General features: G+C 74.0%; 13 protein-coding genes. 7 read left to right on the top strand and 6 right to left on the bottom strand.

Annotation, left to right across the window (positions count from 1 at the left end):
- The 6 genes from VMR86_12570 to VMR86_12545 form a co-directional block, all read left to right on the top strand.
- Positions 1-209: acyl-CoA dehydrogenase family protein (locus VMR86_12570; GenBank protein HTO07877.1), on the top strand; the 209-nt coding region annotated here is incomplete at its 5' end.
- Positions 210-218: 9 nt separating this feature from the next.
- Positions 219-737, top strand: a complete 519-nt coding sequence (locus VMR86_12565) for a CDP-alcohol phosphatidyltransferase family protein (GenBank protein ID HTO07876.1) — start codon at positions 219-221, stop codon at positions 735-737.
- On the top strand, positions 734-1,093 hold the full coding sequence (locus VMR86_12560) for a hypothetical protein (protein ID HTO07875.1): 360 nt from the start codon (positions 734-736) through the stop codon (positions 1,091-1,093). The genes VMR86_12565 and VMR86_12560 overlap by 4 nt, the downstream gene beginning before the upstream one ends.
- On the top strand, positions 1,090-1,443 hold the full coding sequence (locus tag VMR86_12555) for a DMT family protein (GenBank protein ID HTO07874.1): 354 nt from the start codon (positions 1,090-1,092) through the stop codon (positions 1,441-1,443). Before VMR86_12560 ends, VMR86_12555 begins: the two co-directional genes overlap by 4 nt.
- Before the next feature lie 25 nt (positions 1,444-1,468).
- Entirely contained in the window at positions 1,469-1,897 is a 429-nt protein-coding gene (locus tag VMR86_12550; protein ID HTO07873.1) for an SMI1/KNR4 family protein, read from the top strand.
- A 50-nt stretch (positions 1,898-1,947) separates the two neighbouring features.
- Positions 1,948-2,619: a DUF429 domain-containing protein gene (locus VMR86_12545; protein ID HTO07872.1), complete on the top strand. Its 672-nt coding sequence runs from the start codon at positions 1,948-1,950 to the stop codon at positions 2,617-2,619.
- Here the strand turns inward: VMR86_12545 and VMR86_12540 are convergent.
- From VMR86_12540 to VMR86_12530, 3 genes are read right to left on the bottom strand one after another with little or no spacing between them, the layout of a single operon-like run.
- Positions 2,553-3,554 carry a hypothetical protein gene (locus VMR86_12540; protein HTO07871.1) on the bottom strand — a complete coding sequence of 334 codons (1,002 nt, stop codon included), beginning with the start codon at positions 3,552-3,554 and terminating at the stop codon, positions 2,553-2,555. The two genes, VMR86_12545 and VMR86_12540, sit on opposite strands and share 67 nt — an antisense overlap.
- On the bottom strand, positions 3,551-4,462 hold the full coding sequence (locus tag VMR86_12535; protein ID HTO07870.1) for an NAD(P)H-binding protein: 912 nt from the start codon (positions 4,460-4,462) through the stop codon (positions 3,551-3,553). Before VMR86_12535 ends, VMR86_12540 begins: the two co-directional genes overlap by 4 nt.
- Positions 4,462-5,538 (bottom strand): DSD1 family PLP-dependent enzyme, encoded by a 1,077-nt coding sequence (locus tag VMR86_12530; protein ID HTO07869.1) that lies wholly within the window; start codon positions 5,536-5,538, stop codon positions 4,462-4,464. The genes VMR86_12535 and VMR86_12530 overlap by 1 nt, the downstream gene beginning before the upstream one ends.
- Before the next feature lie 13 nt (positions 5,539-5,551).
- Between VMR86_12530 and VMR86_12525 the strand changes: the two genes are divergently transcribed.
- Positions 5,552-7,123, top strand: a complete 1,572-nt coding sequence (locus tag VMR86_12525; GenBank protein ID HTO07868.1) for an alpha/beta fold hydrolase — start codon at positions 5,552-5,554, stop codon at positions 7,121-7,123.
- A 1-nt stretch (position 7,124) separates the two neighbouring features.
- Here VMR86_12525 and VMR86_12520 read toward each other — a convergent pair whose 3' ends face one another.
- The 3 genes from VMR86_12520 to VMR86_12510 form a co-directional block, all read right to left on the bottom strand.
- Positions 7,125-8,300 carry an acyl-CoA reductase gene (locus VMR86_12520; protein ID HTO07867.1) on the bottom strand — a complete coding sequence of 392 codons (1,176 nt, stop codon included), beginning with the start codon at positions 8,298-8,300 and terminating at the stop codon, positions 7,125-7,127.
- On the bottom strand, positions 8,297-9,373 hold the full coding sequence (locus VMR86_12515; GenBank protein ID HTO07866.1) for a long-chain fatty acid--CoA ligase: 1,077 nt from the start codon (positions 9,371-9,373) through the stop codon (positions 8,297-8,299). Before VMR86_12515 ends, VMR86_12520 begins: the two co-directional genes overlap by 4 nt.
- Positions 9,370-10,637: aspartate aminotransferase family protein (locus tag VMR86_12510; protein ID HTO07865.1), on the bottom strand; the 1,268-nt coding region annotated here is incomplete at its 5' end. The genes VMR86_12515 and VMR86_12510, both read right to left, overlap by 4 nt.

The following is a 10,637-nucleotide window of genomic DNA, read 5'->3' as shown; positions in this document are numbered from 1 at the left end:
TCCTGAAGGAGGCCGCGATGGCGAAGCTCTTCGCCTCGCAGGTCGCCGAGCGAGTCACTTCGGCCGCCGTCGAGCTGTTCGGCGGCGTCGGCTACACGCGCGAGTACCCGGTCGAGAAGCGCTGGCGCGACGCCAAGATCGGCAAGATCTACGAGGGCACGAGCAACATGCAGCTCCAGACCATCGCGAAGCAGATCCAGAAGGGCTGAGAACCCGGCATGGCGAACCTGCTCACCCTGGTGCGGCTGTTCGCGGTGGCGCCCTTCGCGTGGTGGGTCGCGCGCGGCGACGCACCGGTGTGGGCGGCGACGCTGTTCTGTGTCGCGATCGCGACCGACCTGGCCGACGGGCCGCTGGCGCGCGCGCGCGGCACGGCGAGCGGCGTGGGCCGGGCGCTCGACCACGCGTCGGACTTCGCGTTCGTGGACTCCGGCCTCGCGGCCGCGGCCTCGCGCGGGCTCGTGCCCTGGCTCCTGCCCGTGCTGGTGGCCGTGGCCTTCGCGCAGTACGTGGCCGATTCCTACTGGCTGCACCGCGCGGGCCAGCTGCGCATGAGCGCGCTCGGGCGCTGGAACGGGATCCTCTACTTCGTGCCGCTGGGCGGCGCGCTGCTCCTGGACCTGGGGCTCGGCGGGCTGGCCGGGCCGACTCAGTGGCTGGCGTGGGCGCTCGTGCTCTCGACCCTGGCCTCGATCGCCGACCGCGCGCTCTCGCTGCGCCGCGCGGCGCCGGTGTGACTCGCCGCCTCGCCGCCGCGGCCGCTGCCCTGTGTCTCGCGGCCTGCGCGGGCGGTGCGCTGCCGCCGGGCGGCCCGCCAGCCGCCCCGCCGGCGCGCCGGCCACCGGCTGCGCCCCCCGAGGCGCCCGCCCGCGGCTACCTGGCGACCACTCCGCAGGGGGTCGAGCTCGAGTTCGACGCCGCGCGCGGCACCTACGCGGTGCGCGAAAAGCCAGACACCTGGTGGCTCGATGGCCGCTTCTTCCGCCGGGCGGGCGGCGCCTGGGAGTCGAGCCCGAAGCTCGACGGCCCCTGGCAGCCCTGCGCCCCGGCCGATCTCCCCGCCGGTCTGCGCGCCGCTAATCTCGCGCGATGATCGGAACGCTGCTGTCGACGACCGGTCTCCTGATCCTCTCGAACCTGTTCATGACCTTTGCCTGGTATGCGCACCTGCGGAATCTCGCGGGCCGGCCGTGGTGGCTCGCGGCGCTGGCGAGCTGGTCGATCGCGCTGTTCGAATATCTGTTGCAGGTCCCCGCCAACCGGATCGGTTACACGGCACTCTCGTTGCCGCAGCTGAAGATCCTGCAAGAGGTCATCACGCTCGCGGTGTTCGTGCCCTTCTCGGTGCTCTACATGCAAGCGCCCGTGCGGCTCGACTTCCTGTGGGCGGGGCTGTGCATGCTGGGCGCGCTCTACTTCATGTTCCGCGGCGCAGGCGTATAATCGGCTCGCATCGAGAGGAGGTCGGATGGACGTTCAAAAACTGCTTCGCAATCCGAGATTCAGACTTCTCCGAGACCCCGCGCCGGACCCCACTCAGCTGAAGCAGTTTTCAGAACACGCCCCTCCGAACCTTCCGCGCACCTACATGCGGTTCGTCGAAGCGTGTGACCGCGCGCGCGGGAAGATCCCGTACGACACGGGCTACATCGAGTTCTTCCGGCTCGAGAGCGTGCTGTCCGAGAACGCCGCGCACCGCCTCGAGCAGAGCCTGCCAGGCTTCTTCGCCTTCGCCAGCGACGGCGGCGACGAGCTGTACGTGTTCGACCTGCGCAAGGAAGACGGAGCGCCGGTGTGCTCGGTCTCCGCCAAGTCGGCGAGTGTCTCGGCGGTCTCGAACCTCACGAACAGCTTCTCGGAGTTCCTCGAGGGCATCGTGATGATGTCGGGAGCCTGAGCTCCGTCGTTTCCGTCGACCTGGCCGCGCGCCGCAGCGACGACGTCGGCGTGGCGGTGCTCGGCAGCGCCCCGCCGTTCGTGCGCTGTGAGTGGGTGCGCGGGCTGTCCGTCGAGCTGGGGCGCGTGCCCGAGGCCGAGCGTCTGGCGGACTGGCTGGCTGCGCTGTCCGACTCGTGCGGCGCGCGCTTCGTGGTGATCGACGGGCCGCAGGCCTGGAAGGACGAGGCGAACGGGCTCGTGCACCAGCGCCGCTGCGAGCGCGAGCTCGCCACGCAGGCGAAGACCGGCCCGCCGGGCCGGGTGCTGCCCGGCACGCAGCGCCGCTTCACTCTGCTGTCGATCGCGCTCTTCGACTCACTCGCGCGGCGCGGGCTTCCGCGCTTCGATCCGGCTCGGCCGTGCGCCCGCGCCGCGCTCGAGGTGTTTCCGACCGCGAGCTGGCGTGCGCTCGGCCGGCGGCCCTTGCCCGGCAAGCGGCGCAGCTCGCCGGCCCAGCTCGCCGGCGCGGCGGAGTTCCTGCGCCGGCAGTGCGGGCTGCGCTTCCGCGGCGCGCCGACTCACGACGAGCTGCAGGCCGCCGTGGCGGGTCTGGCCGGGCTCGCGCTGTGCGGTCATCCCGGTCTGACCTGGACCGCGCACGGAACGCCCCCGGCTCAGGTCGGCGGGACCTGGCGCGAGGGAGTCATCGGGCTCGCCTCGCTGTCGAACAGCTCGCGGTAGGCACGGCGCAGGAAGCACAGACCGATCGCCGCGTTGAAGAACACGAAGAAGTTGTGCTGCACGAAGCCGAAGATCGAGGCCTCGCCCGCATGACTCGAGAACAGGTGGACCCAGAGGGTGATCGCGACCGCGCGCATCGGCGTCGGGAACGCAGCCCCGAAGAAGACCACCGGCACGTAGCCCAGCATCTGGCGCAAGCTCACTTCGATCCCGAACAGGTGAGCCGCCGCGGTGTAGACCCCGACCGCGATCAGGATCGAGGGCGCGCGGATCGCCACGATCCCCAGGTAATGCCAGGGCGACGCCTGCCGGAAGGCGCGGAAGATCGCGCGGTCGCGCAGCGCCGCGCCGACGCGGAGCTTGCCCGCGAAGAACGCCGTCATCGCCGCGAACGCGATCGCCCCGGCGAGGGCCAGCCACGGGATCAGGTCGAACTCGCGCGGCAGCGCGTCTCGGGCCATGAACCAGCCGAACGTCGCCCAGGCCAGGAGCGAATAGATCTCGCACACCATGATGAACAGCATGCTCGAGCCGATCTCCCAGCCCGGGATGCCGTGGCGGCGGTTCATGTAGAGCGCGATCGCGCCCTTGCCGACCTGCTCGTTCAGGATCGAGATGATGTAGGCAGAGGCGCGGATCGGCAGCACCTCGCGGTAGCGCACCGGGGTGTTGAACCAGTTGATCGCGCGCCAGACCACCGCGGTGTCGATCACGAGATACAAGAGTGAGTAGGGAATCATGAGCGCCAGCCACGGCCCCCAGCTCACCGCGTCCAGCACCTGACGCATGTAGGCCGATACGTCCTGCCCGTTGCGCGCGGCCGTGCCCGCGATGCGCCGCCACATGAAGTAGAAACACACCGCGGTGATCGCCCAGGGCAGGGCCTTCTGCCACAGCGGGGCACGTGGGCGCCGGACGGCGGCCGAGTCGCTCACGCCGCGGCCTCGAGCTCGAGCGTGCGCTCGAGTGTCTCGTCGAGCGCGCGCAGCGCGATGCCCAGCGCCAGCGCGGCGGGCGCCGGGTCGAGCCGCACGTCGTCGAGGATCACGTCGAGCACCTCGGGCGAGAAGCCCGGACCGAGCAGCTTCTCGCGCAGGCCGAGCGCGGCGCGCACCGGCGCGACCGGCACCGGCACGAGCAGCGGGCTGCGGCCGCGCAGGCGCGCGCAGCGCGCGATCAGCTCGCGCCGCGGGAGTGACTCGGGGCCCACCAGGTCGAGCGCCGCGCCGCGCGCGCAGTCGGGCTCGAGCGCGGCGTTCAGCACGGCCTCCGCCACGTCGCGCGCGTCGGCCGGCTGCTCGAGGTTGGCGCCGCCCGCGAGCAGCGGCACGAACGGCGCGCGCGCCTCGCGCGCCAGCACGTGCGAGCCGATGCTGTCACAGGCCAGGAGGAGCGGGCTGCGCACGATCGTGAAGGGAATGCCGGCGGCGCGCGCCAGGTCCTCGGCGCGGCCCTTGCTGCGGTAGTACGAGTTGGCCGAGCGCGCGTCCGCGCCGACCGCGGACACGACCACGAGCTTCTGCACGCCGCCTTCCGCCGCGGCCGCGACGATCGCGCGCGTGGTGTCCACGTTCGCCGCCTCGTAGCCCTCGCTGCGGGTCGGGATCAGGATGCCGGCCAGGTGAGTCACTGCGGCCGCGCCGGCGCAGGCCGAGCGCAGCGCGGCTGCATCGCTCCAGGCCACGCGCGCCACGCGCACGCGCGGGTCGAGGCCCGCGAGCTGAGCCGCGGCGCGCTCCGAGCGCACCAGCGCCGTGATCTCGACGCCCGGGCGCGCCAGCGCGCGCTCCAGCAACACGCGGCCGAGCGCCCCGTTCGCGCCGGTCACGACCAGCCTGGGCACTAGACGAAGCGCCCGCGGCCCACGATCGGCCAGATCTCTTCCACCGAGTCACCGCGCGCCGCGTAGAAGCGCTCGTGCAGGTTGATGGTCGTGTCTCCGTGACTCGGCAGGATCCGCAGCCGCTGGCCCGGCTCGAGCTCGACGCCTTCGTCGCACAGCACGTGCCCGTGCTCCTCGGACAGGCCGACCACGCGCGCGCCCAGGTCGAACGCGACGGGCGGGCCGAAGTCGTTGGAGAGCGACTTCACGCCCGCATCGGTCACCAGAAGCCGCCCGCGCCGGTGCAGCACCGTGGTGTGCAGGGTGAGCGCGGTCTCGAAGTCGCTGCGCACCTCGCGGTAGCGGCCGTCCATGAACACGTAGCTGCCGGCCTGGATCTCGGTGACTCCCGGCACGCAGCCGGTGAAGTCGAAGGTGCCCGTGCCGCCGGAAGACACGATCTGGGGCGCGAGCCCCGCGGCGCGCAGCGCCGCCACGTGGGCGGTGAGCGCGGCGGCGGCGGCCTCGGCCAGCTCCTTGCGCTTGGCCGCATCGGGCACCAGCACCGCGTGGCCCTCGTAGCCCATGACTCCCCGGTACGCGCAGCGCCCCGACGCGAGCCGGCGCGCCAGCGCGACCGTCTCCTCGGGCGTGTCGGTGCCGCAGCGGTGCATGCCGGTGTCGACCTCGATCAGCGCGCCGAGCGCGGGCGCGGGCGCGGAGGCGGTGCGCAGCGCGCGGTCGAGCGCGTCGACCTGCGCCGCGCTGTCGACGGCCACGATCAGCTCGGGCACGCTGCGCGCCAGCGCGAGCAGCCGCGCGAGCTTGGTGTCTCCCACGATCTGGTTGGCGATCAACACGCTCGTGCGCACGCCCGCGGCCGTGAGGGCCTCGGCCTCACCCAGCTTGGCGCAGGTGACTCCGATCGCGCCCGCGGCCAGCTGGCGCCGCGCGACCTCGGCGCACTTCGGGGTCTTCCAGTGCGGCCGGAGCTTGGCGGGCTTGTCGGCGAAGAAGCGCGCCATGGCCGCGATGTTGCGCTCCATGCGCTCGAGATCCACGACGAGCGCGGGTGTGTCGATCTCGGCCACGCGCATACCTCATGCTAGCATGCCCGCCGTGCTCGCGAAGTTCGTCTACGCGCTCGCGGGGGTGGCGCTGGCGGTGTCACTCGTCGGCCTGAACCGCGCGTCGAACGACATTGCGCGCTCGAGCCTGACGCTGCCGGGCGGCGTGCCCGCGGTGGTCTGGGAGCCCTCGCCTCCGCTCGAGTTCGGACAGACTCCAGCGTTCGATCCGCCCGTGCCCGTCGTGATTCTGTGTCATGGCTTCTCGGGCGATACCGCGATGACCAGCGCCCTGGCGCGCCGCATCGCGAAGGCGGGCTACGCGGTGGTGGCCATCGACTTCCGCGGCCACGGCGAGAACCAGAACCCGTTCGAGGTCGGGGGCGACGGCATCCAGCTGCGCCAGGACATCGACGCGGCGCTGCTCTACGCGCGCAGCCAGCCGCGCTTCGACGGGCAGCGCATCGCGCTGGCGGGTCACTCGATGGGCGCGTTCGCCGTGCTGAGTCACGCGCAGCACGACCCGGGCGTCGCGGCGGTGATCGCGCTCTCGGGCGCAGGCGCTGCGCGCGGGCCGTACACGCCGCCGAACACGCTCTTGATCTGGGCCGCGAACGATCCGCCCGGGCTGCGCAAGGCGGCGCGCGAGCTCGCGGCCAAGCTGGCAGGGCTCGAGCAGCTGGTGGCCGACAAGACCTACGGCGACGTGGACCACGGCACCGGCGTGCGCATGAGCGAGGTGCCGGGCGTCGACCACATCCTGGTGCTGTACTCCGCCGAGACCGCGCGCCGCATCGTGGAGTGGCTCGGCGAGACGCTCGGACCGGGGGCGGGCCCTGCCGAGACACCGGGTCCCGACCCGCGCTTCCCGTGGATCGGGCTCGGCCTGGGCGCGCTGGTCGTGCTGGCGTTCGGCCTGCCGCGCGCGCTCGCGCCGCTCGCGCCGCGCATGGGGCTGGCCCCGGTGAGCCGGCCGCTGACTCACCTGGTGCTCCTCTTGCTGGCGCTCGCGGCCGCGGTCGCGATCCAGGCCGGCGCCGACGCAGTCACCACGCGCGGCGCGTTCGGCTTCGTGCCGCTCGAAGCGGGCCGGCAGCTGTTCGAGTTCTTCGCGCTCGCGGGGGTGATCCTGCTGGCGCTGGGGGCGCGCCGGCGCGCGGCCACGGCCGACGGCCTGTCCGACCCGCGCACCTGGCTCACGGCGGGCGCGCTGTTCCTGGCGGTCTACGCGGTCGTGGGCACGCTCGTGCTGCCGCTGTGGAACCTGTTCCCGGCCACTCACCGGCTGGTCTGGGCGCTGGTGGTGTCCGGGCTCATGCTGCCGTACTTCGCGGCTTCGGAGTGGCTCCTGCGCGGCGCGGGAGTCACCGGGCTCTGGCTGCCCGCCGTGGGCAAGCTGCTCACGCTCCTGGTCGTGGGCGCGGCCTGCGTGAGCGGGCTCCTGCCGTTCGTGATCGTGCTCGGGCTGGGCTCGATCGCGCTGTTCTTCGCGCTGTTCGAGCTGATCGCGATCCGCATCTCGCGCTGCATGCCGGGGCCGTGGATCGCGGCGCTGTTCCAGGCCGCCTTCACCGGCTTCACGTTCTCGGCGATCTTTCCCTTCACGGGGAAGTGACTCAGGCGTCGGCGCCTTCCACGTCGAGCCAGCGCACGAGCGGGCGCAGCGGCGGCTGGCCGTCGTGGTTCCAGTCGAGCGGCGGCGCCTGCATGCGGCCGAGCGGACACAGGCGCGAGGCGCCGGCCGCCGCGGCGATCGCCGCGAGCCGGCCGCGCTCGCCGGCCAGCCCCGCGTGACCCACGCACGACAGGTGCGGCGCCAGCGGGGCACAGAACGCGCCCAGTGACTCGAGGTCGGGCACCGGCACGACCGACAGGAAGCGGAACGCGCCGGCGGGCGGGCGCGCGTCGCTCGACTCGAGCGCGACCGTCCAGGTCGAGGCGCCGGCGGCCATCTCGAGCCGCGTGCCTTCGCGCACCGCGGCGCGCGCCCGGAGCTCGACCAGGTCCGAGGCTTCCGCCGGCGAGAGCGCGCCCCGCGGCAGCTCGTCCTCGAGCTCTTCGAAGGCGTTGGCGAGCGCGCGCGCGACCTCGGCGGCGCGGCCGCGCGGCGTGTCGACCGCGAGCGCCCAGGCGGGCGAGAGACAGCCGCGGCCGTCCCACAGCGCGACGTCGAGCGCGAGGCGCCGGCCCGCGACCAGCGGGTCGACCGAAGGCCCGATCACCGCCAGAGACACTCTGTGGCCGTAGCCGAGAAATGGCCGGCTCGAGCCGACGCGCGCGCGCAGCGCCGCGATCGTGGCATCGGAGCCGTGCGCGACCACCGCGTCGGCGTCGTCGAGCGCCTTCAGGTCGGCGCCGATGCGCAGCGCCGCGCCCACTCCGGGGTCGGCCTCGCCGAGCGAGGCCGCGAACAGCCGCGCGGACACCGGGTCGGCCGAGGCCGGCTTGGCGTACACCGCCGAGCCGGCGAGCAGTGGCAGCGCCAGCGCCGAGAACGCCGCGCTCGGGATCGACCCGGCCAGCCACACGGCCGTGACCGGCGGCACCCAGCACGGCTCGGACAGCTCGCGCGCGCGCAGCGCGCTGAGTGACTCGGCGGTCCAGCCCTGGAGCGCGAGCCGCACGCCGCGGTCGACCACCGCCGCCGAGTAGATGCCGTGCTCGCGCCCGAGGCGCGCGCGCTCGGGGCTGTCGGGCGCGCGCCAGCGCTCGAAGGTCTCGGCCAGCGCACGAATCACGCGCGTGGGCTCGAGCGCTTCGCGCGCCCCGGCCAGCTCCACCAGCTCTCTCACGGCGCACCCAGGAGCGCGTCGGCCGCGAGCGAGCAGCCGCGCGCCTCGGCGCCGCGCAGGCGGCCGAACACGCGGAACCCGCCGGGCACGAGCTCGCCCAGGTCGGAAGTCAGCACGGCCAGCGCAGAGCCCGTGTTCGCGAGGTCGAAGTGCGCCAGCACGCCCTCGGCGCCGGGCGCGACGTCCTTCTGCGTGGCCGGATCGACCACGCGCGTGCGCACCCAGGGCGGCACGCGCTTCACGTCGGTGTACGTGCCGGTGCGCAACGTGGGCTCGTAGAACTGACTCGCGAGCTCGCACATGCCGTACTGGTTCACGATGCGCGCGCGCGGCACGCCGAGCGCCCGCTCGATCGCGCCGTGCAGCTCTTCGCGCGTGAGCTCGCGCGAGCGGCCCTTGAAGCCGCCCGTCTCCATCACGCGCGTGCCCGCGGGCAGGCGCAGTGACTCGCCGCGCTCGGCCAGGCGGTCGATCAGGTGCACGAAGGCGAAGGCCGTGCCGCACAGCGCGAGCGGCTCGCGTGCGGCCGCCAGCTCCGCGAGCGCGGCATCGGGGTCCCAGCCCTTCGCGTCGACCAGGAAGCGGCTCTCGGGGCTGCCCATGCGCTCGACCGCGCGCGAGAACATGTAGGAGAGCGACGAGTCGGGCGCGTCGGCGGCGCTCGGCGCCAGCACCACGAAGCGCAGGCGCGCCGCGTCGGGGCAGATGAACGCGCGGAAGGTGGTCTCGAGCGAGGCGTCGTAGAGCGCGAGTGAATCGAGCTCGAGCGCGCCGCGCAGCTCGGTCGTGCTGCCGCTGGTGCGGAACGTGAGCACGGTGTCGGCGGGCGGGAAGATCGCGACGCGCGCCTCCTTGAACGCGCCCGTGGGCAGCGCCGGGATGTCGCGCCAGTGCCGCACCGACGCCGGGTCGCGGCCGAACGCCGCGCACCAGCGCCGGTAGGCCGCGCCGCGCTCGACCTGCAGCCGGAACAGCGCCAGCGCGAGCCGCTCGAAGCGCGCCTCGTCGGCGGGCGCGTCCACGCCCTCGGCGATCCAGGCCAGCACCTCGCGCTCGAGCTCCGCGCGAGTCACTCGAGCGCCTCCCCGAGCTCGTCGGCCGCGCGCTCGAGCAGCGGCTCCGCGATCGTGAGCGGCGGCGTGAGCGCCAGCGTGCGCAGGTCGGGACCCTCGCCCAGCACCACCCAGCCCGCGCGCAGCGCGCGGCCCGAGGCGGCGCGAGCGAACTCCGCGTCGTCGAGCTCGAGCGCGACGAGCAGCCCGCGCCCGCGCAGCTCGCGCACGCGCGGATTGCCGGCGACCCGCTTGCCCAGCCGTTCCAGCCAGCGGGCGCCCAGTGACTCGCTGCGCGCGACCAGGCTCTCGGCGTCGAGCGTCTCCAGCACCGCCAGCGCAGCCGCGCAGCCCAGCGGGTTCCCCAGGTGCGTGCTGGTGTGCAGCGCCTCGCCGTGCGACGCGGGCCAGCGGCGCATGACCTCGGCGCGGCCCACGCAGGCCGAGATCGGGAAGCCTCCGCCCAGCGCCTTGCCCAGCGCGACCACGTCGGGAGTCACTCCCTCGTGCTCGCAGGCCAGCCAGCGGCCCGTGCGACCCAGCCCGGTGTAGACCTCGTCGGCCACGAGCAGTGCCCCGACCTCGTCGGCGATCCGGCGCAGCTCGGCCACGAAGCCCGGCGGCGGGAACACGAGCCCCGCGCGGCCCTGGATCGGCTCGAACAGGATCGCCCCCACGTCGCCCGCGCGTGCCGCGCGCCGCGCCGCCTCGGCGTCGCCCCAGGGCACGAAGCGCGTCTGACCGGCGAGCCGCGCCAGGAACGGCCGCCGGAAATCGCCGCGCCAGGTCGCGTCGAGCGCGCCCAGGCCGAGCCCGTGGTACGCGCCCTCGAACGCCACGACGCCGGGCTTGCCCGTGGCCACCTGCGCCGTCTTCAGCGCGGACTCGACCGCGTCGGAGCCCGAGCTCGAGAGAATCGCGTGCCCGAGCCCGCCCGGCAGCGCGCGCGCCAGCGCCTCGAGCAGCCGCACCTTGATCGCCGCCGGAAACACGTCGCCCATCGCGTGCTGCAGCTCGGCCGCCTGCGCGCCGAGCGCCGCCGCGAGCCGCGGGTGGGCGTAGCCGAGCACGGCGGCGCCGAAGCCCGCCCCCAGGTCGACGAAGCGGTTTCCGTCCACGTCCAGGAGGTTCGCGCCGCGCCCGCTCTCCCAGAACAGCGGCGCGGGCGGGCCCTGCCAAGTCACCTCCGGACACTCGACGGCCGCCAGTCGCTCCGCCAGCGCTCGCGACCGCGGCCCCGGCACTTCCGTGGTGATGCGCGGCAGGTCCTGTCCGGTCACGGCGC

The organism is Myxococcota bacterium (assembly GCA_035498015.1).
In the GTDB taxonomy this organism is placed as follows: domain Bacteria; phylum Myxococcota_A; class UBA9160; order SZUA-336; family SZUA-336; genus VGRW01.
The sequence above is the reverse complement of the archived record's forward strand: the minus strand, read 5'-3'. Positions and strand labels throughout refer to the sequence as shown.

Bases quoted from the DNA above. Each gene is read 5' to 3' on its own strand.
- VMR86_12565 (HTO07876.1), top strand. From the start codon at position 219: ATGGCGAACCTGCTCACCCTGGTGCGGCTGTTCGCGGTGGCGCCCTTC.
- VMR86_12555 (HTO07874.1), top strand. From the start codon at position 1,090: ATGATCGGAACGCTGCTGTCGACGACCGGTCTCCTGATCCTCTCGAAC.
- VMR86_12550 (HTO07873.1), top strand. From the start codon at position 1,469: ATGGACGTTCAAAAACTGCTTCGCAATCCGAGATTCAGACTTCTCCGA.
- VMR86_12530 (HTO07869.1), bottom strand. From the start codon at position 5,538: ATGCGCGTGGCCGAGATCGACACACCCGCGCTCGTCGTGGATCTCGAG.
- VMR86_12525 (HTO07868.1), top strand. From the start codon at position 5,552: ATGCCCGCCGTGCTCGCGAAGTTCGTCTACGCGCTCGCGGGGGTGGCG.